This window comes from Streptomyces sp. NPDC093600 (assembly GCF_044764755.1).
Classification (GTDB): Bacteria; Actinomycetota; Actinomycetes; order Streptomycetales; family Streptomycetaceae; genus Streptomyces.
Genome location: NZ_JBIWIU010000012.1, coordinates 28,508 through 51,280, shown reverse-complemented (window position 1 = coordinate 51,280; position 22,773 = coordinate 28,508). Strand labels below are relative to the sequence as shown.

Below are 22,773 nucleotides of genomic sequence, written 5' to 3'. Positions count from 1 at the left end.
GAAGCCGGCGAAGGGGGACGCTATCTGACGTATCGTCAGATGGAAACAGTCTCGGCGTCAGATGGAAACGGTCTCGGCGTCAGACGGAGACGGTCTCGCGGATCTCGGCGGGCTCCGCCGGCACCCCGGCGGACGTCCGCGGCAGCACGGCGTACAGCGCGCCCGCGACCACGATCGTGGCGGCCCAGCCGAGCCCGTTCTCACCGATCCACGAGGACGCCAGCGGACCGGAGAACCAGTCGACCTTCGTGAACAGCAGACCCGCCACCAGCGCCACGGCCCAGGCCGTCATCGCCTGCCAGGCGAAGCCGCCCCGGTACCAGTAGGCACTCGTCCGCGTGGTGTCCATCAGCGCCGCCCCGTCGTACGACCGGCGGCGCAGCATGTCGACGCCGAAGACGCCGATCCACGCCGAGAACGCCACCGCGAGCAGCGTCAGGAACGAGATGAACGAACCGATGAAGCTCGTCGCCACCACCATCAGCAGGAAGCCGAAGACCAGGCTGATCACGGCGTTCACACTGACCGCCGCGGCACGCGAGACCTTGATCCCCAGCGTCTGTGCGGTGAACCCGGCGGAGTACATCGACATCGAGTTGATCAGCAGCATCCCGATCAGCGCGATGAGCAGGTACGGGACGGAGATCCAGGCCGGCAGCAGCTCGCCGATGAACGACACCGGGTCCTGCGCCGAGGCGAGACCGGGCGTCGCCACCGCCATCACCGCGCCCATCAGCACCATCGGCAGCACGACGATCCCGGCGCCGCCGATCGTGGAGCCGACCATCGCCTTGGCGGAGGCGGTCCGCGGGAGGTAGCGGGTGAAGTCCGGCCCCGAGGGGACCCAGCTGATGCCACCCGCCGCGATGGTTCCGATGCCCGCGATCATCATCGCCGTCGAACCGGCCGGCTTGTCGAAGACCGCAGACCAGTCGGTGTCGGCTATCAGATACACCAGCACGAGCACGGAGAAGGCGCCGAAGAGGTACGTCGACCACTTGCTGCACACCCGCAGCGCGTTGATGCCGAGACCGGAGACCAGGAACGTACAGGCGACGAAGAGCAGCAGCGTGACGACGATCAGCACCGTGTTCGACTCGACCCCGAAGAGCAGGTCGAGCACGGTCAGCACGGCATAGGCGCCGGTGACCGCGTTGATGGTCTCCCACCCCCAGCGCGCCACCCAGATCAACGAACCGGGGAAGAGGTTCCCCCGCTGACCGAAGACGGCCCGCGAGAGCGCCATGCCCGGCGAGCCGCCGCGCTTTCCGGCGATCGAGATCAGCCCGACGATTCCGTACGACAGGACCGGCGCCGCGATCGCGACGACCAGCACCTGCCAGAAGTTCAGACCGTTGAAGACGATCAGGCCGGCGCCCATCGTGAGAAGAAGCACACTGATGTTGGCCGCGACCCAGGTCGGGAAGAGCTCGCGCACATGGCCCGTGCGCTCGGCGTCGGGGACGGGTTCGAGACCTCGGGTCTCCATCGCGCCGTCGTTCGTCGCGCCGTCGTTCGTCGCGCCTTCGGCTTCGGAGGCGTGGGGCATGGGGGTACTCCGTACAGATGAGGGGGGACCCACCCAGCGTACGTGCTCCTTCATCGGTCCGGTCGTGGCCGATACTGGACGGGTTATGGAACTCATCCTTGCTGTAGTCATCGCTCTCGTCGTCGCGGTCGCCGTGACCAGCGGGCTCGTGATCAGCGGCCGCAAGAAGAAGCAGCTGCCGCCGGCCGAGGCGCCGTCCACCACGCCGACCATCACCGCTCCGCCCGCCGAACCGCATGTCGGCGACGAGGCGGAGACACCGCGGGAAGAACCACGCCGCACGATCGAGGAGCTCGACCTCCCGACCGCCGAGGAGGCCGTCGAGACCCCGGCCGCCCTCGAGGACCCCGTCGTCGCCGAGGCGCCCCCCGCCCCGGAGATCGAGGTGCCCGAGCCGACCGCGGGCCGTCTCGTACGGCTCCGGGCCAAGCTCGCCCGCTCGCAGAACTCGCTGGGCAAGGGGCTGCTCACGCTGCTCTCCCGCGAACACCTCGACGAGGAGACCTGGGAGGAGATCGAGGAGACCCTCCTCACCGCCGACGTCGGCGTCGCCCCGACCCAGGAGCTCGTCGAGCGGCTGCGCGAGCGCGTCAGGGTGCTCGGCACCCGCACCCCCGACGAGCTGCGCGCCCTGCTGCGCGAAGAGCTCGTCGCCCTGCTCGGCGACTTCGACCGCTCGGTGAAGACCGAGAGCGCCCCGGGCACCCCCGGCGTCGTCATGGTCGTCGGCGTCAACGGCACCGGCAAGACCACCACCACCGGCAAGCTCGCCCGGGTGCTCGTCGCCGACGGCCGCACGGTCGTCCTCGGCGCGGCCGACACCTTCCGCGCCGCCGCCGCCGACCAGCTCCAGACCTGGGGCGAGCGCGTCGGCGCCCGCACCGTGCGCGGCCCCGAGGGCGGCGACCCGGCGTCGATCGCCTTCGACGCGGTCAAGGAAGGCATCGCCGAGGGCGCCGACGTCGTCCTCATCGACACCGCGGGCCGGCTGCACACCAAGACCGGCCTGATGGACGAGCTCGGCAAGGTCAAGCGCGTCGTCGAGAAGCACGGCCCGCTCGACGAGGTCCTGCTCGTGCTCGACGCCACCACCGGCCAGAACGGCCTCGTCCAGGCGCGCGTCTTCGCCGAGGTCGTCGACATCACGGGCATCGTGCTCACCAAGCTCGACGGCACGGCCAAGGGCGGCATCGTCGTCGCGGTCCAGCGCGAGCTGGGCGTCCCGGTCAAGCTGGTCGGCCTGGGCGAGGGCCCGGACGACCTGGCTCCGTTCGAGCCCGGCGCGTTCGTCGACGCCCTGATCGGCGACGGAGCCTAGAACCGCCCGGCCTCACCGGGCCCGCCCACCCGCCGGTGGGCGGGCCCGGGGCCGCAGCCCCGCCAGAAGTGCGTGCGCCGCTAGAGGTGCGTGCGGTGGCAGATGTACGCCAAGGTGCCCAGGAGCAGCCGTGCCTGCGGCGGCGCTCCCGCCGTGTCCAGGGTCGGCGGGCGCAGCCAGCGCACCGGGCCCAGGCCGCCGAGGTCCGAGGGCGGCGCGGTGATGTGCCCACCGGGCACGAGGCAGCGCAGGTCCAGATCGGCGTCGTCCCAGCCCATCCGGTACAGCAGCCCGGGCAGCTCCGCCGCCGCGCCCGGGGCCACGAAGAACTGCGCCCGCCCGGTCGGCGTCACACACACCGGGCCCAGCGGCAGCCCCATGCGCTCCAGCCGGACCAGCGCCCGCCGGCCCGCCGTCTCGGCGACCTCGATCACGTCGAAGGACCGGCCCACCGGCAGCAGCAGCGCCGCGCCCGGGTACTGGGACCACGTCCTGGCCGCTTCGTCGAGACCCGCCCCGGCCGGGACCTCCTCGGCGAACGGGAGCGGATGCGCCCCCGGGGCCGTACACGACGCGTCCCCGCAGGAGCACCGGCCGGACACCGCCCGCACTCCCGGGACGACGTCCCAGCCCCACAGCCCGGTGTACTCGGCCACCGCTGTGCACTCCGTGGTGCGGACGCGGCGGCGTACGCCGGACCGCATCTCACGAATGCCGCCGATCGTGAAGCCCATGCCCCCTCCAACGGGTCGGACGCGCCGGTGGTTACGACCCGGAGCACCGTCGTCACGCTCCGTCGCCCCCGCGGGGCGCACGGTCGCGAGTGCGGTGGTGCGGACCTCGGCGCGCGCCTCCTCGCGCTTCGCTCCGCCTACCCGGGTTCGTCGCATGTCAAGTGAATCGTGTTCGGCGGCGGGCGAGTTCATTCGAAGGGGTGGCGAATGGTGGCGTTTCTTGAATCCGCCTCCCCGGACGGGTGATCGTAGGGTTACGTTCGGTGCACAAGCCCAAGAATTCGTTGCGCGTGGGTATGCCGGAGGCAACTCGGTTTCCTGTTCGAAGCGGTGCAAGCGCCGGACGGGAGCCGCGACGCACGGCATTCTGAGAGTGCTTCGCGCGACAGGACATCAACGTGGATGGGGGCGTTCCAGTGGGCGGCAACGGCGCAGACGGTACGACTGCCGGCAAGCGCCCCAACGAGCGGCTGAGTTCGTGGTTCGTGCGCAGCGGCTGGTCGAAGGGCGAACTCGCGCGCCAGGTGAACCGCAGAGCCCGGCAGATGGGCGCGCACCACATCAGCACCGACACCTCACGCGTGCGGCGCTGGCTCGACGGCGAGCAGCCCCGCGAGCCCATCCCGCGGATCCTGTCGGAACTCTTCTCGGAGCGGTTCGGCTCCGTTGTCGCCGTCGAGGACCTCGGACTGCGCACCGCCCACCAGTCGCCGTCCGTCTCCGGCGTCGACCTGCCCTGGGCCGGGCCCCAGACCGTCGCCCTCCTCAGCGAGTTCTCCCGCAGCGACCTGATGCTTGCCCGCCGCGGCTTCCTCGGCACCTCCCTGGCCCTCGCCGCCGGACCCGCCCTCATCGAGCCCATGCAGCGCTGGCTCGTACCCACCCCCGTCGGCGAAGCCGAGCCCGCCGAACCGGCCCTCGACACCCGCCGCCCCCACCGGCTCTCCACCGGCGAACTCGACCTCCTCGAAACCACCACCGCCATGTTCCGCCAGTGGGACGCCCAGTGCGGCGGCGGCCTGCGCCGCAAGGCGGTCGTCGGCCAGCTCCACGAGGTCACCGACCTGCTCCAGGAGCCGCAGCCCGCCGCCACCGCCCGACGCCTCTTCAAGTGCGCCGCCGAACTCGCCGAACTCGCCGGCTGGATGAGCTACGACGTGGGCCTGCAGCCCACCGCGCAGAAGTACTTCGTCCTCGCCCTGCACGCCGCCAAGGAAGCCGGCGACAAGCCCCTCGGGTCGTACATCCTCTCCTCGATGAGCCGCCAGATGATCCACCTCGGCCGGCCCGACGACGCCCTCGAACTCATCCACCTCGCCCAGTACGGCAGCCGCGACTGCGCCACCGCCCGCACCCAGTCCATGCTGTATGCGATGGAGGCCCGCGCCTACGCCAACATGGGCCAGCCCAGCAAGTGCAAGCGGGCCGTGCGCATGGCCGAGGACACCTTCGCCGACGTCGGCCTGGACGGCGAGCCCGAGCCCGACTGGATCCGCTTCTTCTCCGAGGCCGAGCTCAACGGCGAGAACTCCCACTCCTACCGCGACCTCGCCTACGTCGCCGGCCGCTCCCCGACTTACGCCTCCCTCGCCGAACCCGTCATGGAGCGGGCCGTCCGGCTCTTCGAGAAGGACCCCGAGCACCAGCGCTCGTACGCGCTCAACCTCATCGGCATGGCCACCGTGCACCTCCTCAAGCGGGAGCCGGAACAGTCCGCCCGCCTCGCGGAGAAGGCGCTCGTCGTCGCCAAGAAGGTCCGCTCCGAGCGGGTCAACAACCGGCTCCGCAAGACCGTCGACACGGCCGCCCGCGACTTCGGCGACGTCGCCGAGGTCGTCCGGCTCACCGACCGGCTCACCGCCCTGCTGCCCGAGACCGCGGAGGCGGTCTGACCGCCCGCCGTCCTCGTACGGCCCCTCGAACCCCGGCCGCGACAGACATCCCGTACCGCCCGACTCGGCTCCCCCGCCGCAAGGTCACTGGGACGACTGCCGCGGCCGGTCCGCGTCCGCGAGCGGGTCGGAGGCGCCGCGGGCAGGGTACGCGCGTTACCTTCCCGTGACACAGCCGTTCACCGTCGTGTAACACGCCCCCTGCCTTCGTCACTGCGCCGAAACATCGTGCGGCATCGACGGAAACCGCGCTGCGCCAACCTCTGGCGCATAACCGGCCACCCTCACGGCCGAAGCCGCTCTCCGGCCCCGCCCCCGCACAGGCCGTACCGACGACGAGGAGACGCCGATGGCACCAGCCATCACGACCCTGGCAGCAGACGCCCCCGAGCTGTCCGCCGCCAACACCGGGTTCATGCTCATCTGCTCCGCCCTGGTCATGCTGATGACCCCGGCCCTCGCCTTCTTCTACGGAGGCATGGTCCGCGTCAAGTCCACCCTCAACATGCTGATGATGAGCTTCATCAGCCTCGGGATCGTCACGATCCTGTGGGTGCTCTACGGCTTCAGCATCGCCTTCGGCACCGACTCCGGATCGGTCATCGGCTGGTCCTCCGAGTACGTCGGCCTCAGCGGCATCGGCGTCACCGAGCTGTGGGACGGCTACACCATCCCGGTGTACGTCTTCGCCGTCTTCCAGCTGATGTTCGCGATCATCACCCCGGCCCTGATCAGCGGCGCCCTCGCCGACCGCGTGAAGTTCACCGCCTGGGCCCTGTTCATCGCCCTGTGGGTCACCGTCGTCTACTTCCCCGTCGCCCACTGGGTCTGGGGCTCCGGCGGCTGGCTCTTCGAGATGGGCGTCATCGACTTCGCCGGCGGCACGGCCGTCCACATCAACGCCGGTGCGGCCGCCCTCGGCGTGATCCTCGTCATCGGCAAGCGCGTCGGCTTCAAGAAGGACCCGATGCGCCCGCACAGCCTCCCGCTGGTCATGCTCGGCGCCGGGCTGCTCTGGTTCGGCTGGTTCGGCTTCAACGCCGGCTCCTGGCTCGGCAACGACGACGGCGTCGGCGCCGTGATGTTCGTCAACACCCAGGTCGCCACCGCCGCCGCCATGCTCGCCTGGCTCGCCTACGAGAAGATCCGCCACGGCTCCTTCACCACCCTCGGCGCCGCCTCCGGCGCGGTCGCCGGTCTGGTCGCGATCACCCCCGCCGGCGGCTCCGTCAGCCCGCTCGGCGCGATCGCCGTCGGCGCCATCGCCGGTCTCGTCTGCGCCATGGCCGTCGGCCTGAAGTACAAGTTCGGCTACGACGACTCCCTCGACGTCATCGGCGTCCACCTCGTCGGCGGTGTCATCGGCTCCCTGCTCGTCGGCTTCTTCGCCACCGGCGGTGTCCAGTCCGACGCCAAGGGCCTCTTCTACGGCGGCGGCCTCGACCAGCTCGGCAAGCAGGCCATCGGCGTCGTCGCCGTCCTCGCCTACTCTCTGATCGCCTCCGCGATCCTCGCGCTGATCATCGACAAGACGATGGGCATGCGGGTCAGCGAGGACGACGAGGTCTCCGGCATCGACCAGGTCGAGCACGCCGAGACCGCGTACGACTTCAGCGGAGCCGGCGGCGGTGCCTCCTCGCGCTCCACCGCCGCCCCCGCCCCCGCCGTCACGCAGAACAAGAAGGTGGACGCATGAAGCTCATCACCGCAGTCGTCAAGCCGCACCGGCTCGACGAGATCAAGGAAGCCCTCCAGGCCTTCGGAGTCCAGGGCCTGACGGTCACCGAGGCCAGCGGCTACGGCCGCCAGCGCGGCCACACCGAGGTCTACCGCGGCGCCGAGTACACCGTCGACCTCGTCCCCAAGATCCGTATCGAGGTCCTGGTCGAGGACGGTGACGCCGAACAGCTCATCGACGTCGTGGTCAAGGCCGCCCGCACCGGCAAGATCGGTGACGGAAAGGTGTGGAGCGTCCCCGTCGAGACGGCCGTACGCGTCCGCACCGGCGAACGCGGCCCGGACGCACTGTAAGCACACGGAAGAGGAGCCGCTGGGTGACGAGCGTCGATGTGAGTACGCGAGCGGAAGACTCGGGACCCAGCGGTCACGCGGCGGCCCGGCTGCGCCTTCTCAGCGAGAAGGCGCGGTCAGGGCCGCCGCGCCGTTCCGCCCTGGCCCGGCTCACCGACGACTGGCTGAACGGACTGTTCGCCGCCGCCGAACCACCGCGGGGCGTCGCGCTCGTCGCCGTCGGCGGCTACGGACGCGGCGAGCTCTCCCCCCGCAGCGACCTCGACCTGCTGCTCCTGCACGACGGCACCGCCGACCCCGGCGCGATCGCCACCCTCGCCGACCGCATCTGGTACCCCGTCTGGGACCTCGGCCTCGCCCTCGACCACTCCGTCCGCACCCCCGCCGAGGCCCGCAAGACCGCCGGGGACGACCTCAAGGTCCAGCTCGGACTGCTCGACGCCCGGCCCGTCGCCGGCGACCACGGCCTCGTCGCCGGACTGCGCACCGCCGTCCTCGCCGACTGGCGCAACCAGGCGCCCCAGCGGCTCCCCGAACTCGACGCACTCTGCCGGGAGCGGGCCGACCGCATGGGGGAACTGCAGTTCCTCCTCGAACCCGACCTGAAAGAGGCCAGAGGCGGACTGCGCGACGCCCAGGTCCTGCGCGCCGTCGCCGCCTCCTGGCTCGCCGACGCCCCCCGCGAGGGCCTTGACGCGGCCCGGCGCCGGCTCCTCGACGCCCGCGACGCCCTCCACCTGGCGACCGGCCGGGCCACCGACCGGCTCGCCCTCCAGGAACAGGACGCCGTCGCCGAAGAACTGGGCCTCCTGGACGCCGACACGCTGCTGCGCGAGGTCTACGAGGCCGCGCGGATCATCTCGTACGCCACCGACGTCACCTGGCGCGAGGTCAACCGGGTGCTCAAGGCCCGCTCCAGCCGGCCCCGGCTGCGCACCCTCCTCGGCGGACGCTCGGGCGGCGGAAAACCACCGGTCGAGCGCACCCCCCTGGCCGAGGGCGTCGTCGAGATGGACGGCGAGGTCGTCCTCGCCCGCGGCGCCCGACCCGAACGCGACCCCGTCCTGCCCCTGCGGGCCGCCGCGGCCGCCGCCCAGTCCGGCCTCCCGATCTCCCTGCACGCCGTACGCCGCCTCGCGGCCGCCGCCGCACCCCTGCCGGTGCCGTGGCCGGCCGAGGCACGGGAGGAACTGGTCACCCTGCTCGGCGCGGGCGAGTCGACCGTCCCCGTATGGGAGGCGCTGGAGGCCGAAGGGCTCATCACCCGGCTCCTGCCCGACTGGGAACGCGTCCGCTGCCGCCCCCAGCGCAACCCCGTCCACACCTGGACCGTCGACCGGCACCTCGTCGAGACGGCCGTCCGCGCCTCCTCGCTGACCCGCCGCGTCGGCCGCCCCGACCTGCTCCTCGTCGCCGCGCTGCTCCACGACATCGGCAAGGGCTGGCCCGGCGACCACTCGGTGGCCGGCGAGACCATCGCCCGCGACCTCGCCACCCGCGTCGGCTTCGACCGCGCCGACGTCGGCACCATCGCCACCGTCGTACGCCACCACCTGCTGCTCATCGAGACCGCGACCCGTCGCGACCTCGACGACCCCGCGACCGTCCGGTCCGTGGCCGCCGCCGTCGGCACGCTCGGCACCCTGGAGCTGCTGCACGCCCTCACCGAGGCCGACGCCCTGGCCACCGGCCCGGCGGCCTGGTCCTCCTGGCGCGGATCGCTCGTCGCCGACCTGGTGAAACGGGTCGCCGCCGTCCTGGCGGGCGAGCCCGCCGCCGACCCCGAGGCGGCCGAACCCAGCGCGGAACAGGAACGGCTCGCCGTCGAGGCCCTGCGCACGGGGGAGCCGGTGCTCGCCCTGCACGCCCAGCCGGAGGAGCCCGTGGACCCCGGCGCCCCCGAGCCCGTGGGCGTCGAACTCCTCATCGCCCTGCCGGAGCGGACCGGGGTCCTGCCCGCGGCGGCCGGGGTCCTCGCCCTGCACCGGCTGACCGTCCGCGCCGCCGACCTGCGCGCCATCGAACTCCCCACCGAGCTCGGCGCCGGTGCTCCCGTACTGATCCTGAACTGGCGGGTCGCGGCGGAGTACGGCTCCCTGCCCGAGGCCGCCCGGCTCCGCGCCGACCTCGTACGCGCCCTCGACGGCTCCCTCGACATCCCCGCCCGCCTCGCCGAACGCGAGGCCGCCTACCCCAGGCGCCGCGGGGCCACGGCCCCGCCACCGCGCGTCACGGTCGCCGCCGCCGACTCCCGCCTCGCCACCGTCATCGAGGTTCGCGCCCACGACGCCCCCGGCCTCCTCCACCGCATCGGCCGCGCACTGGAGGGCGCGGACGTACGGGTCAGGAGCGCCCACGTCTCCACCCTGGGCGCGAACGCGGTGGACACCCTCTACGTCACCCGCCCGGACGGCTCGCTCCTCCCCGGCGAGGAGGCGGCGGAGCTGGCGCGGACCCTGGAGAGCGCGCTGCGGTGAGAGCGTGACGGCGCGGCCGCGGGCGGGGTGGGGGAATCGCCGCCCGGGCCGCGCGCCGCACCCGATACCCTGGAGGGCAATCCGTCCGCCCGCCCCCGACACCGAGGATCCGCGACCACCGTGTTCGATACCCTCTCCGACCGCCTTGCAGCGACATTCAAGAACCTCCGGGGCAAGGGCCGCCTGTCCGAGGCGGACATCGACGCCACCGCGCGCGAGATCCGTATCGCCCTCCTGGAAGCCGACGTCGCGCTGCCCGTCGTCCGGGCGTTCATCAAGCAGGTCAAGGAGCGCGCCACCGGCGCCGAGGTCTCTCAGGCCCTGAACCCGGCCCAGCAGGTCATCAAGATCGTCAACGAGGAGCTCGTCGGCATCCTCGGCGGCGAGACCCGCCGTCTGCGGTTCGCCAAGACCGCCCCGACCGTGATCATGCTCGCCGGTCTCCAGGGCGCCGGTAAGACCACCCTCGCCGGAAAGCTCGGTCTCTGGCTCAAGGGCCAGGGCCACTCCCCGCTGCTCGTCGCCTGCGACCTCCAGCGCCCCAACGCCGTCACCCAGCTCGGCGTCGTCGCCGAGCGCGCGGGCGTGGCTTTCTACGGCCCGCAGCCGGGCAACGGCGTCGGCGACCCGGTCCAGGTCGCCAAGGACTCCATCGAGTACGCCCGCGGCAAGCAGTACGACATCGTCATCGTCGACACCGCCGGCCGCCTCGGCATCGACGCCGAGATGATGCAGCAGGCGGCGGACATCCGCGACGCCGTCAGCCCCGACGAGGTCCTGTTCGTCGTCGACGCCATGATCGGCCAGGACGCGGTCAACACCGCCGAGGCCTTCCGCGACGGCGTCGGCTTCGACGGCGTCGTGCTCTCCAAGCTCGACGGCGACGCCCGCGGTGGTGCCGCGCTCTCCATCGCGCACGTCACCGGCAAGCAGATCATGTTCGCCTCCAACGGCGAGAAGCTGGACGACTTCGACGCGTTCCACCCGGACCGCATGGCGTCCCGCATCCTCGGCATGGGCGACATGCTGTCGCTCATCGAGAAGGCCGAGCAGACCTTCAGCCAGGAAGAGGCCGCCAAGATGGCCTCCAAGCTGGCGTCCAAGAAGGGCCAGGAGTTCACGCTCGACGACTTCCTCGCCCAGATGGAACAGGTCCGCAAGATGGGCTCCATCTCCAAGCTGCTCGGCATGCTGCCCGGCATGGCGCAGATGAAGGAGCAGATCAACAACATCGACGAGCGCGACGTCGACCGCACGGCCGCCATCATCAAGTCGATGACGCCCGCGGAGCGGCAGGACCCGACGATCATCAACGGCTCGCGCCGCGCCCGTATCGCCAAGGGCTCGGGCGTCGAGGTCAGCACCGTCAAGGGTCTGGTCGAGCGGTTCTTCGAGGCCCGCAAGATGATGTCGCGCATGGCCCAGGGCGGCGGCATGCCCGGCATGCCCGGGATGCCGGGCATGGGCGGCGGCCCCGGCCGGCAGAAGAAGCAGATCAAGCAGGCCAAGGGCAAGCGCAAGAGCGGCAACCCGATGAAGCGCAAGGCCGAGGAGCAGGCCGCGGCCGCCCGCCGCGAGCAGGCCCAGCAGGGTGGCGCCTTCGGGTTGCCGGCGGCCGGTCAGGGCCCGCAGGACTTCGAGCTCCCGGACGAGTTCAAGAAGTTCATGGGCTGACGAGGGCTCATGGGCTGACAGGGCGTTCTTGGGCTGACGAGGCCGGACGATCCGAGGGGCCCGGGACGGTGCGCAACCGTCCCGGGCCCCTTCTTCACACCCGCGCCCCACCCGTAATGCCGGGTTGATCCCCTTCTCGCATCATGGGGGCTGACGTCGGCTTGAGGAGAGCAGCGTGGCCAACTCCGTCCCCCCGCGCGACCGGACCGACCAGCCGTGGCGCTCGGAGGGAGCCCCGCCGCCCCCGCCGTCGAAGAGGAAGATGCCCGGCGGCTGGCCGGGACTCGTCCTCGTCGCCCTGGTCGTCTTCCTCCTCACCAACATCGTGCTGTCCTTCTTCAACGGCGGCGACGGCCCGACGATCTCGTACACCGAGTTCAGCAGGCAGGTGAACGCGGGCAACGTCACCAAGATCTACTCCAGGGGCGACGCCATCCAGGGGGAGCTGAGGAACAAGCAGCCCGTGCCCGACGGGGAGGGCGACTACACCCAGTTCACCACCCAGCGGCCCGCCTTCGCCGACGACAACCTCTGGGCCGAGCTGACGCGGCAGAAGGTGACCGTCACCGCGGAGCCCGTCGTCCGGGAACGCAGCTTCCTCGCCAACCTGCTGATCTCGCTCGCACCGATGCTGCTGCTCGTCCTGCTGTGGGTGTTCATCGCCCGCCGGATGCGGTCCGGGATGGGCGGCGCCGGCGGCATGCTCGCCCGCAAGGCGCCGCCCAGACCCGTCGAGCTGGAAGGCACCCGGCGCACGACCTTCGAGGACGTCGCCGGCATCGACGAGGTCGAGGGCGAGCTCAACGACGTCGTCGACTTCCTCAAGAACCCGGACGCCTACCGCGCGATGGGTGCCAAGATGCCGCGCGGCGTGCTCCTGGCCGGACCACCCGGAACCGGCAAGACCCTCCTCGCGCGGGCGGTCGCCGGAGAGGCCGGAGTGCCGTTCTTCTCGGCCTCGGCGTCGGAGTTCATCGAGATGATCGTGGGCGTGGGCGCCTCCCGCGTACGGGAGCTCTTCGCCGAGGCCCGCAAGGTCGCCCCGGCGATCATCTTCATCGACGAGATCGACACCATCGGCCGGGCCCGGGGCGGCGGCTCCGGCATGGGCGGACACGACGAGCGCGAGCAGACACTCAACCAGATCCTCACCGAGATGGACGGATTCACCGGCTCCGAGGGCGTCATCGTCCTCGCCGCCACCAACCGCGCCGACGTCCTCGACCCGGCGCTCACCCGGCCCGGCCGCTTCGACCGGATCGTCCACGTCAACCCGCCCGACCGCGGAGGCCGCGAGGCCATCCTCAGGATCCACACCCGGGAGATCCCGCTCGCCCCCGACGTCGACCTGGTCCAGGTGGCCCGTACGACCCCCGGAATGACGGGCGCGGAGCTCGCCAACCTCGCCAACGAAGCCGCCCTGCTCGCCGTGAAGCGCCAGCAGAATCAGGTCACCCGGTCCGACCTCTCCGACGCCCTGGAGAAAGTCCAGCTGGGCGCCGAGCGCCCGCTCGTCATGCCGGAGGAGGAACGGCGCCGCACCGCCTACCACGAGAGCGGGCACGCCCTCCTCGGCATGCTCCAGCCCGGCGCCGACCCCGTCCGCAAGATCACCATCGTGCCGCGCGGCCGCGCCCTCGGCGTCACCCTGTCGACACCCGACGCCGACAAGTACGCCTACACCGAGGAGTACCTGCGCGGCCGGATCATCGGCGCGCTGGGCGGGATGGCCGCCGAACAGGTCGTCTTCGGCGTCGTCACCACGGGCTCCGAGAGCGACCTGGAGCAGGTCACGAACATCGCCCGCGGCATGGCGGGCCGCTGGGGCATGAGCGAACGCGTCGGCCGGCTCACCGCCATCCCCGGCGACGCCCAGCAGGCGTACGGCCTGTCGGCGGCGCCCGCCACCCTCGACACGGTCGCCGCGGAGATGCGCCGGATCGTCGACGAGTGCTACGAGAGCGCCGTCCGGCAGCTCGGCGACCACCGCGACCAGCTCGACGCCCTGGCGGCCGCCCTCCTCGCCAACGAGACGCTGGAGGAGGACGCCGCCTACCGCGCCGCCGGCATCACCCGCCTCACGAAGGAGACGGAGACACCGCCGGACACCCCTTAGGTGCCTCTCGTCCGGATCAGGGCACGCGGGCGATCAGGTAGCGGAAGACGTTCGGCATCCACACCGTCCCGTCGGGGCGGACATGGGGATCCAGGGCCTCCAGGATCTCCTTCTCGACCTGCGCCGGCTCCGTCGCGCGGACCGCCGCGTCGAAGTCACCCGTCGAGAGCAGCCCGCGGACCGCGCTCTCCGGGTCCGCGTACCCGAACGGGCACGCCACCCGGCCCGAGCCGTCGGGCCGCAGCCCCGAGCGGAACACCACGTCCTCCAGATCGTCCCGCAGGGCCGGACGCCACCCCGTCAGCCGCGACGCGACCCGCAGGACCGACGCCGTCGCACACCGCTCGGGCGGCCCCCAGCCCGCCAGCACCACCGCAGCCCCCGACTGGGCCAGCGGAGTGACGGCGGCCAGCGCCGCGGCAAGGCCGCCGACCGGATGAAAGGCGGTGACGACGTCGTACGGGCCGGCCGACAGGCCCACGACATCCGCCGGACCGCCCGTGACGACCGTGTGCCCCGAGCCCTCCGGAAGCCGCTCCCTGGCCAGCTCCACGCGCGCGTGATCCTGATCCACACCGGTGACCTGAGCGCCCCGCGCGGCCGCCATCAGCAGCGCGAGGCCCGACCCGCAGCCGAGCCCGAGGACCCGGGACCCGGGACCCAGGCCGAGACGGTCGTACACCGCCTCGTACAGCGGGACCAGCATGCGTTCCTGGATCTCGACCCAGTCGCGCGCGGGGTGGTGCGGGACGAGCGTAGGTGTCATGGAATGCGCCCCAATCAGTACCTGGTCGACAGCCCCCGTGTCCGTGTGCGCCCGCATCCCCCGTATGCCAGGGAACTGCGCATCCGTCCCCGCGTCCAGTGGTGGTGCCGCACCACTTTCCCTTCGGGTGACGACTCCCCGAGGGGCGGTGCGCCGGCTCGCGTCTACACCCGGTACTGTCCTGCCACAGCCCCCAGGGCGCGTACGCCACCTCTACGCGCCGGGGCGTATGCGCCGCTACACACCAGCTTGCAGCGAGCTGCGCGGCTTCTCCGCAGATCGGCGCACTGGCCCTCGTCCCGACACAACAGCGGCAACTGACGGGTACGTGCAAATTATTTGGGATGCCCCGTAATGGAACCCGGGAGCGTCTCGGCTCGTTGTACGCGACGTGAGCACGACACCACCTGTTCTCGCCGCAGAGCTGGCACAGGCGTGGGCCGACATTCAGCGGCACCACCCCGAGCTGCCCGACCTTGCCGCGCCCGAGTCCCTGATCGGAGAGTCCTCGTCCGCCTGCGGCGCCGAACTCTCCTTCGAACGACTGCTCCATGAGGCAGTCCACGGCATCGCAGCCGCCCGAGGCGTCCGAGACACCTCGCGCGCCGGCCGCTACCACAACCGCAGATTCCTGGCGATCGCCGAGGAGATGGGCCTCGACCACCCCGAGGAGCCCCACGCGAGCAGCGGCTTCTCCCTGGTCACACTGAACCCCGAGGCGAGGCGGCGCTACCGCCCCACGATCGAGCGGCTCCAGCGCGCCCTCAAGGCCCACACCGTCGCGACGGCCGCCGACACCAAACGCTCCTTCCGCGGCCCGGCCGCCCGCCACGGCTCCTCCGGCGGCGGCGTCCGGGTCAAGGCAGTCTGCGACTGCGGGCGCAACGTCCGCGTGGTCCCCTCGGTCCTCGCCCAGGCCCCCATCGTGTGCGGCGGGTGCGGCAAGCCCTTCCGTATCCCGGAGACCGTCGGCGCGGCGAGCTGAGAGACGGCCGGTGTACGACCCGGGCCGGGGCCACGGCCCGGGTCCGGCGCGCCGCGCGCGTGTGGCACAATGGCTAGCTGTACTCGACAGCCGCACAGGACCCCTCTCTCCTCCGGCTGACGCGTCCATCGGGCACCCGAGTACCGCAACCCCACGTGGCATCTCATGTGCCCAACCACGTCAAGACCAGGAGACACCACTCCAGTGGCAGTCAAGATCAAGCTCAAGCGCCTCGGCAAGATTCGCCAGCCGCACTACCGCATCGTCGTCGCCGACTCCCGCACCCGCCGGGACGGTCGTGCGATCGAGGAGATCGGTCTGTACCACCCGACGTACAACCCCTCGAAGATCGAGGTCGACTCCGAGCGTGCGCAGTACTGGCTGTCCGTCGGCGCCCAGCCGACCGAGCCGGTCCTCGCCATCCTGAAGCTCACCGGCGACTGGCAGAAGCACAAGGGCCTGCCGGCCCCGGCGCCGCTGCTGCAGCCGGAGACGAAGGAGGACAAGCGCGCCTCCTTCGACGCGTTCGCCAAGACCCTCGAGGGTGACGACGCCAAGGGTGAGGCCATCACCCCGAAGGCGAAGAAGGCCGACAAGAAGGCGGACGAGGCCGAGGCCGCGTCCACCGAGTCGACCGAGGCCTGATCATGCTCGAGGAGGCTCTCGAGCACCTCGTGAAGGGCATCGTCGACAACCCCGACGACGTGCAGGTCGCCTCGCGCACCCTGCGCCGCGGGCGTGTGCTGGAGGTCCGGGTGCACCCCGACGACCTCGGCAAGGTGATCGGCCGTAACGGCCGCACCGCACGTGCGCTGCGGACCGTCGTCGGCGCCATCGGCGGCCGTGGGATCCGCGTCGACCTCGTCGACGTGGACCAGGTCCGCTGAGAACGTCGGCTGTTTCACCATAGATGCGCCGGCAACGGGCCGGGGAGGGCATAACGCCCGCCCCGGCCCGTCGTCGTCCGACAGGAGAGTGTGTACGTCGTGCAGCTGGTAGTCGCGCGGATCGGCCGCGCCCACGGGATCAAGGGCGAAGTCACCGTCGAGGTGCGTACGGACGAGCCCGAGCTCAGGCTCGCGCCCGGAGCCGTCCTGGCCACGGACCCGGCCTCGGCCGGACCGTTGACCATCGAGACCGGCCGCGTCCACAGCGGCCGGCTGCTGCTCCGCTTCGAAGGCGTACGGGACCGCAACGCCGCCGAGGCCCTGCGCAACATCCTGCTCATCGCCGACGTCGACCCCGACGAGCAGCCCGAGGGGGACGACGAGTACTACGACCACCAGCTCATGGACCTGGACGTGGTACTCACCGACGGCACCGAGGTCGGCCGGATCACCGAGATCTCCCATCTGCCGTCCCAGGACCTCTTCATCGTCGAGCGCCCGGACGGCACCGAGCTGATGATCCCGTTCGTCGAGGAGATCGTCACCGAGATCGACCTGGAGGAGCAGCGGGCCGTCATCGACCCGCCGCCCGGGCTGATCGACGACCGCGCCGAGATCGTCTCCTCCCGGGACGACGAGGCACACCGGGACGACGACGCCTCCGAGGACGGCGACGCACACCAGGAGGGCGACGCGTTCAAGAGCGGCGACGCACACCGGGACGACGACGCATGAGGCTCGACGTCGTCACGATCTTCCCCGAGTACCTCGAACCGCTGAACGTCTCCCTCGTCGGCAAGGCACGCGCGCGTGGACAGCTCGACGTCCACGTCCACGACCTGCGCGAGTGGACCTACGACCGGCACAACACGGTCGACGACACTCCCTACGGCGGCGGCCCCGGCATGGTCATGAAGACCGAGCCCTGGGGCGAGGCCCTGGACCAGACCCTCGCCGACGGCTACGAGGCGGGCGCCCACGGCCCGGTGATCGTCGTCCCCACCCCCAGCGGCCGACCCTTCACCCAGGAACTCGCCGTCGAGCTCTCCGAGCGCCCCTGGCTGATCTTCACCCCCGCCCGCTACGAAGGCATCGACCGCCGGGTCATCGACGAGTACGCCACCCGGATGCCCGTCTACGAGGTCTCCATCGGCGACTACGTCCTGGCCGGCGGCGAGGCCGCCGTTCTGGTCGTCACCGAGGCCGTCGCCCGGCTGCTGCCCGGTGTCCTCGGAAACGCCGAGTCCCACCGCGACGACTCCTTCGCCCCGGGGGCCATGGCCAACCTCCTCGAAGGCCCCGTCTACACCAAGCCGCCGCAGTGGCGTGGCCGCACCATCCCCGACGTACTCCTCAGCGGTCACCACGGGAAGATCGCACGCTGGCGGCGCGACGAGGCGTTCCGGCGCACGGCGCGCAACCGGCCGGATCTGATCGAGCGCTGCGACCCGGCCCTCTTCGACAAGAAGGACCGGGAGATCCTCTCCATGCTCGGCTGGGCCCCCGAGCCCGGTGGCCGATTTTGGCGCAGGCCCGACGGCGTGGAAGAATAGGCCGCTGCCGTTTGTCCGGCGTGCGCCCCTGCCACAGGGGGAACGACGCCCGCCCCGCGACCGGCGCTCCATCCACTTCGAACGTACCGCTGATGACCTGTGGCATCAGCGAGGAAAGAGACCTCCATGGCCTCCCTGCTCGACTCGGTCAACGCGGCTTCGCTCCGCACCGACCTCCCCGCCTTCCGTCCCGGCGACACCGTGAACGTCCACGTGCGCGTCATCGAGGGCAACCGCTCCCGTATCCAGCAGTTCAAGGGCGTTGTCATCCGCCGCCAGGGCTCGGGCGTCAGCGAGACCTTCACGGTCCGCAAGGTCTCGTTCTCCGTCGGCGTCGAGCGCACCTTCCCGGTGAACAGCCCGATCTTCGAGAAGATCGAGCTCGTCAGCCGCGGTGACGTCCGTCGCGCCAAGCTCTACTACCTCCGTGAGCTGCGCGGCAAGGCTGCCAAGATCAAGGAGAAGCGCGACAGGTGAGCTGAGGCTCCTTTGCCGCGCGGGGCTTCGGATCACTGACTCTCAGGGCGGCCGGATAGGCTCTGCCCCCGATGGACACCGAAGCACAGCACACGGAGCGCGGCCGCTCCTCCGAGACGGAGGAGCGGCCGCGCTCCGCGCGTATGTCCGGGGCCGCCGAGCCGGACCGGACGGAGAACCCGGCATCCGGGGCGGAGGAGCCGCGTGCGGCCGGCGAGCGGTCCGGTGCCGAAGAGTCGCGTGCGGCCGGCGATCGGTCCGGGGCGGAGGAGTCGCGTGCGGACGATGAGCCGTCCGGGGCCGAGGGCCCCGACGTACCGGACGAGTCCAGCGTCGGGCAGCCCTGGCGGCGTACGGGGCTCATCGGCGCCGCCTGCGTGGTCTTCCTGCTGTTCCTGAGCCACTTCGTGCTCCAGCCGTTCCTGATCCCCAGCGGCTCCATGGAGCCCACGCTCCAGGTCGGCGACCGGATCCTGGTCAACAAGCTGGCGTACCGTTTCGGCGATGCGCCGCGCCGCGGCGACGTCGTCGTCTTCGACGGCACCGGCTCCTTCCTCCGGGAAGCCCCCGAGGAGAACCCGGTCACCGGCCTCCTGCGCGGCGCCGCCTCCTCCCTCGGCCTCGCGGAGCCCGCCGAGACCGACTTCGTGAAGCGTGTGGTGGGCGTGGGCGGCGACCGCGTCGTCTGCTGCGGCAAGGACGGCCGGCTCACCGTCAACGGCGTACCCGTCGAGGAGTGGTACGTCATGCTGGGCGACGCGCCCTCCCATGTGCCGTTCGACATCGTCGTACCGCACGGCACCCTGTGGGTGATGGGCGACCACCGCAGCCAGTCCAGCGACTCCCGTGACCATCTGGGGCAGCCGGGCGGCGGGATGGTGCCCGTCGACCGGGTGATCGGGCGCGCCGACTGGATCGGATGGCCCGTCGGGCGCTGGTCGGGCGTGCCGGAGACCGGCGCCTTCGACGCCGTACCGGCTCCGGCGGCGGGCGGCCATGGGTAACCGGGGCAGGCCGCCGGGGGAGCGCGGCGACCCCCGGCTGCCGACCGGCACCCGCTCCACGGACGGTGTCGCGCGCCCGCGGCCCGGCCGGGCGGAGCGGCGCAAGCTCGCCCGCAAGGTCAAGCGCCGCAGACGGCGCTCCGCCGTGAAGGAGATACCGCTCCTGATCATGGTGGCGCTGCTGATCGCCCTCGTCCTGAAGACCTTCCTGGTCCAGGCGTTCGTGATCCCGTCCGGCTCCATGGAGCAGACCATCCGGATCGACGACCGCGTCGTGGTGGACAAGCTGACGCCCTGGTTCGGCTCGAAGCCCCAGCGCGGCGACGTCGTCGTCTTCAAGGACCCCGGCGACTGGCTCCAGGAGGAGGCGGCGCCGCCCGCCGACGACCCCGTCGGCGTCAAGCAGATCAAGCAGTTCCTGACCTTCATCGGGCTGCTGCCCTCGGCCGACGAGCAGGATCTGATCAAGCGGGTCGTCGCGGTCGGTGGCGACACGGTCGAGTGCTGCGGCACGGACGGCCGGATCACCGTCAACGGCGTACCGCTGGACGAACCGTATCTGCACCCCGGGGACGCTCCCTCGAAGATCCCCTTCAAGGTGAAGGTGCCGGCGGGCCGGATCTTCGTACTGGGCGACCACCGGTCCGACTCCGCCGACTCCCGCTTCCACCTGGATGAGAAGGATCGAGGGACGATCTCCGAGGAGGACGTCGTCGGGCGGGCCGTCGCCATCGTGTGGCCAGTGGGGCACTGGCGCCGGCTGGAGGAGCCCCAGACCTTCGCCGCGGTGCCGGACGGAGGTTCGGGATCCGCGTCGGCGCTCGGTATGTCGCATAGTGTGTCCTCGCGGAATCTGAACGGATTGCCCTGGCTCCCGACCCCTGCGGAACTCCCGCTCGTTATGGGAGTGGTGGGCCTGTCCCTGTTCCGGGGCAGGCGATTGCACGGACTGAGGAGTGGATGTGGGGGATTTGGCCGTCGGCGCACGATCCGGACACGACGAGCCCGACAAGCGGCCGGAGGGGCTCGCCGAGTCGTCGGTCGCCATGACGGATGACTCCGCAGGCCGCTCGGACGCCGATCCCGGCGACACCGACTCCGCGGAAGCGGCGGGGGAGAGGGGAGCGGAACCGAAGAAGCCGCGTTCCTTCTGGAAGGAACTGCCCCTGCTGATCGGTATCGCCCTGCTGCTCGCGCTGCTGATCAAGACCTTCCTCGTGCAGGCGTTCTCGATCCCCTCGGAATCGATGCTGAACACCCTGCAGAAGGGCGACCGGGTCCTCGTGGACAAACTGACCCCCTGGTTCGGCTCCGAGCCGGACCGCGGCGAGGTCGTCGTCTTCCACGACCCGGGCGGCTGGCTGGAGAACCAGCCGGTCACCGACCCGAACGTGCTGCAGGAGTTCCTGAGCTTCATCGGCCTCATGCCGTCCGCCGAGGAGAAGGACCTGATCAAGCGGGTCATCGCGGTCGGCGGCGACACGGTCTCCTGCAAGGAGGGCGGCAAGGTCGTCCTCAACGGCAAGGAGCTGAACGAGACCGCCTATCTCTACCCCGGCTCCATGCCCTGCCAGGACTCCTTCGGCCCGATCCACGTCCCCGAGGGCAGCATCTGGGTGATGGGCGACAACCGGCAGAACTCCCTGGACTCGCGCTACCACCAGCAGCTTCCCGGCGGCGGCACCATCGCCAACGACCAGGTCGTCGGACGCGCGATCGTGGTGGCCTGGCCCGTGACCCGCTGGGCCACGCTCCCCGAGCCCGACGTCTTCGACCAGCCGGGGCTGAACCAGGCGCTGGCCGTGGCCCCGGGCGCCGCCGGACTCGCGGGCGCGCTGCCGCTGGTGCTGTGGCGCCGCAAGCGGCTCACCTCTCGGCATACCGCCGAGTAGCGACCCGCGGGTAGGGTGCCGTCCCAGATCGTCGGACCGAGCTACGGAATCCTTCGTGGTGGGGAGCGCTGGGATGAGCGGAACCATACGTACGGAAGGCGGCCGCGGCCGCCTCGGCAGTGTGCTGTCGGGGCTGGCCGTGGCCGTCGGCTGTCTGCTCTTCATCGGCGGCATCGCCTGGGGCGCCGTGCTCTACCAGCCCTACACCGTGCCCAGCGACTCGATGACCCCGACCCTGGACGTCGGCTCCCGGGTCCTCGCCCAGCGGATCGACGGCGACGAGGTACGGCGCGGCGACATCGTCGTCTTCACCGACCCGCGGTGGGGCGGTATGCCCATGGTCAAGCGGGTCGTCGGCGTCGGCGGCGACACGATCGCCTGCTGCGGCGCGGACGGACGGCTCACCATCAACGGCAAGCCGGTCGAGGAACCGTATCTGCGGCCCGGCCGTCCCGCCTCGGGACAGGAGTTCTCGGCCACCGTGCCCGAGCGGAACCTCTTCCTCCTCGGCGACGAGCGGCACAACTCCCTCGACTCCCGGGTCCACCTCCAGGAGGCCGGCCAGGGATCCGTACCGCGCTCGGCGGTCACCGGGAGGCTCGACGCGGTCGCCTGGCCCATGGACGGCATCCTGGCGCGCCCCACGAGCTTCGCGGCCCTGCCGGGCGGGGTCTCGACGCCGGGGCCCGTCGCGCCGCTCTTCTACGCCGTCGTCGCCGGGTGTGTACTGATCCTGGCCGGGGCGGCGTACGGGCCACTGGCGGCGCGGCTGGCCGCACGGCCGCGGAAGGAGACGGCGGACGTATGACGGGCATGGGCGAGGTGACGGACCGGAGTGGTGCCGGGGCCGGTGCTGCGGTCGGCGTGAGTGGTGCCGGGGTCGGTGTCGAGGGGCGGGAGCTGCGGCGGGTCGCACGCGTCGTGCTGCTCGACCCCGACGACCGCATCCTCCTCCTGCACGGATACGAGCCCGACGCCCCGGAACGGACCTGGTGGTTCACCCCCGGCGGTGGCCTGGAGGGCGACGAGTCCCGCGAGCAGGCCGCGCTGCGCGAACTGGTCGAGGAGACCGGAATCACCGACGTCGAACTGGGCCCGGTGATCTGGCGGCGAATCTGCTCGTTCCCGTTCGACGGCCGACGCTGGGACCAGGACGAGTGGTACTACCTGGCACGAACCACCCAGACCGCGACCGCGCCCGGCGGACTCACCGAGCTCGAAGCGCGCAGTGTCGCGGGGCTGAGGTGGTGGACCTCCGCCGAACTGTCGGCGGCGCGTGAGACGGTGTACCCGACCAGACTCGCCGAGCTGCTGCACACGCTGCTCGACGAGGGACCTCCGAGTGCACCGCTGGATCTCCCCCCGGAAATCGTTTAGGGGTGCGAGAGCCTGGCGCACAATAGGGGGACGCACGGCTG

The 22,773-nt window shown here is 71.4% G+C and carries 21 protein-coding genes; 18 read left to right on the top strand and 3 right to left on the bottom strand.

The features are described 5' to 3' along the window. Window positions 1-79: 79 nt before the first annotated feature. Window positions 80-1,549, bottom strand: coding sequence for a cytosine permease (locus ACIRB4_RS25930; protein ID WP_403294576.1), 1,470 nt, complete (start codon window positions 1,547-1,549; stop codon window positions 80-82). Window positions 1,550-1,634: 85 nt separating this feature from the next. Here ACIRB4_RS25930 and ftsY point away from each other — a divergent pair, with 85 nt between their 5' ends. Beyond that, window positions 1,635-2,867: a signal recognition particle-docking protein FtsY gene (gene ftsY / locus ACIRB4_RS25925; protein ID WP_403294575.1), complete on the top strand. Its 1,233-nt coding sequence runs from the start codon at window positions 1,635-1,637 to the stop codon at window positions 2,865-2,867. Window positions 2,868-2,947: 80 nt separating this feature from the next. Here the strand turns inward: ftsY and ACIRB4_RS25920 are convergent, their stop codons facing one another. Next, entirely contained in the window at window positions 2,948-3,601 is a 654-nt protein-coding gene (locus ACIRB4_RS25920) for a bifunctional DNA primase/polymerase (RefSeq protein WP_403294574.1), read from the bottom strand. A 416-nt stretch (window positions 3,602-4,017) separates the two neighbouring features. Here ACIRB4_RS25920 and ACIRB4_RS25915 point away from each other — a divergent pair, with 416 nt between their 5' ends. From ACIRB4_RS25915 to ftsH, 6 genes are all read left to right on the top strand, one after another. Then, on the top strand, window positions 4,018-5,493 hold the full coding sequence (locus ACIRB4_RS25915; protein WP_403294573.1) for a hypothetical protein: 1,476 nt from the start codon (window positions 4,018-4,020) through the stop codon (window positions 5,491-5,493). 349 nt (window positions 5,494-5,842) lie between these two features. Next, window positions 5,843-7,189 carry an ammonium transporter gene (locus ACIRB4_RS25910; RefSeq protein ID WP_403294572.1) on the top strand — a complete coding sequence of 449 codons (1,347 nt, stop codon included), beginning with the start codon at window positions 5,843-5,845 and terminating at the stop codon, window positions 7,187-7,189. Continuing rightward, window positions 7,186-7,524, top strand: coding sequence for a P-II family nitrogen regulator (locus ACIRB4_RS25905; protein WP_064070309.1), 339 nt, complete (start codon window positions 7,186-7,188; stop codon window positions 7,522-7,524). The genes ACIRB4_RS25910 and ACIRB4_RS25905 overlap by 4 nt, the downstream gene beginning before the upstream one ends. 23 nt (window positions 7,525-7,547) lie before the next feature. After that, on the top strand, window positions 7,548-10,001 hold the full coding sequence (locus tag ACIRB4_RS25900) for a [protein-PII] uridylyltransferase (RefSeq protein WP_403294571.1): 2,454 nt from the start codon (window positions 7,548-7,550) through the stop codon (window positions 9,999-10,001). Between the two features lie 120 nt (window positions 10,002-10,121). Then, window positions 10,122-11,675: a signal recognition particle protein gene (ffh, locus tag ACIRB4_RS25895; RefSeq protein WP_403294570.1), complete on the top strand. Its 1,554-nt coding sequence runs from the start codon at window positions 10,122-10,124 to the stop codon at window positions 11,673-11,675. Between the two features lie 175 nt (window positions 11,676-11,850). After that, complete coding sequence (gene ftsH / locus ACIRB4_RS25890) at window positions 11,851-13,791, top strand: ATP-dependent zinc metalloprotease FtsH (RefSeq protein WP_403294568.1); 1,941 nt, start codon at window positions 11,851-11,853, stop codon at window positions 13,789-13,791. A 16-nt stretch (window positions 13,792-13,807) separates the two neighbouring features. Here the strand turns inward: ftsH and ACIRB4_RS25885 are convergent, their stop codons facing one another. Continuing rightward, window positions 13,808-14,557: a class I SAM-dependent methyltransferase gene (locus ACIRB4_RS25885; RefSeq protein ID WP_403294567.1), complete on the bottom strand. Its 750-nt coding sequence runs from the start codon at window positions 14,555-14,557 to the stop codon at window positions 13,808-13,810. Window positions 14,558-14,948: 391 nt separating this feature from the next. Here ACIRB4_RS25885 and ACIRB4_RS25880 point away from each other — a divergent pair, with 391 nt between their 5' ends. The 11 genes from ACIRB4_RS25880 to ACIRB4_RS25830 all read left to right on the top strand — a co-directional run bounded on the left by ACIRB4_RS25880 (window position 14,949) and on the right by ACIRB4_RS25830 (window position 22,732). Next, window positions 14,949-15,542, top strand: a complete 594-nt coding sequence (locus tag ACIRB4_RS25880) for a hypothetical protein (protein ID WP_024755886.1) — start codon at window positions 14,949-14,951, stop codon at window positions 15,540-15,542. 204 nt (window positions 15,543-15,746) lie between these two features. Next, window positions 15,747-16,187 (top strand): 30S ribosomal protein S16, encoded by a 441-nt coding sequence (rpsP, locus tag ACIRB4_RS25875; protein ID WP_158990950.1) that lies wholly within the window; start codon window positions 15,747-15,749, stop codon window positions 16,185-16,187. A 2-nt stretch (window positions 16,188-16,189) separates the two neighbouring features. Further along, window positions 16,190-16,429: an RNA-binding protein gene (locus tag ACIRB4_RS25870; RefSeq protein ID WP_003980229.1), complete on the top strand. Its 240-nt coding sequence runs from the start codon at window positions 16,190-16,192 to the stop codon at window positions 16,427-16,429. A gap of 99 nt (window positions 16,430-16,528) precedes the next feature. Next, a complete protein-coding gene (gene rimM / locus ACIRB4_RS25865) occupies window positions 16,529-17,164 on the top strand; it encodes a ribosome maturation factor RimM (protein ID WP_403294566.1) in 636 nt (211 codons plus the stop codon). Then, window positions 17,161-17,982 carry a tRNA (guanosine(37)-N1)-methyltransferase TrmD gene (gene trmD, locus ACIRB4_RS25860; RefSeq protein ID WP_403294565.1) on the top strand — a complete coding sequence of 274 codons (822 nt, stop codon included), beginning with the start codon at window positions 17,161-17,163 and terminating at the stop codon, window positions 17,980-17,982. The genes rimM and trmD overlap by 4 nt, the downstream gene beginning before the upstream one ends. 126 nt (window positions 17,983-18,108) lie before the next feature. Further along, on the top strand, window positions 18,109-18,459 hold the full coding sequence (rplS, locus tag ACIRB4_RS25855; protein WP_403294564.1) for a 50S ribosomal protein L19: 351 nt from the start codon (window positions 18,109-18,111) through the stop codon (window positions 18,457-18,459). A 71-nt stretch (window positions 18,460-18,530) separates the two neighbouring features. Further along, window positions 18,531-19,463 (top strand): signal peptidase I, encoded by a 933-nt coding sequence (gene lepB, locus ACIRB4_RS25850; RefSeq protein ID WP_403294563.1) that lies wholly within the window; start codon window positions 18,531-18,533, stop codon window positions 19,461-19,463. Further along, window positions 19,456-20,520, top strand: a complete 1,065-nt coding sequence (gene lepB, locus ACIRB4_RS25845; RefSeq protein ID WP_403294562.1) for a signal peptidase I — start codon at window positions 19,456-19,458, stop codon at window positions 20,518-20,520. The genes lepB (ACIRB4_RS25850) and lepB (ACIRB4_RS25845) overlap by 8 nt, the downstream gene beginning before the upstream one ends. Continuing rightward, window positions 20,426-21,355 (top strand): signal peptidase I, encoded by a 930-nt coding sequence (gene lepB, locus ACIRB4_RS25840; RefSeq protein WP_403294561.1) that lies wholly within the window; start codon window positions 20,426-20,428, stop codon window positions 21,353-21,355. Before lepB (ACIRB4_RS25845) ends, lepB (ACIRB4_RS25840) begins: the two co-directional genes overlap by 95 nt. Before the next feature lie 73 nt (window positions 21,356-21,428). Next, window positions 21,429-22,163 carry a signal peptidase I gene (gene lepB, locus ACIRB4_RS25835; protein WP_403294560.1) on the top strand — a complete coding sequence of 245 codons (735 nt, stop codon included), beginning with the start codon at window positions 21,429-21,431 and terminating at the stop codon, window positions 22,161-22,163. Beyond that, entirely contained in the window at window positions 22,160-22,732 is a 573-nt protein-coding gene (locus ACIRB4_RS25830; RefSeq protein WP_403294559.1) for an NUDIX hydrolase, read from the top strand. The genes lepB (ACIRB4_RS25835) and ACIRB4_RS25830 overlap by 4 nt, the downstream gene beginning before the upstream one ends. The last annotated feature ends 41 nt before the right edge of the window (window positions 22,733-22,773 follow it).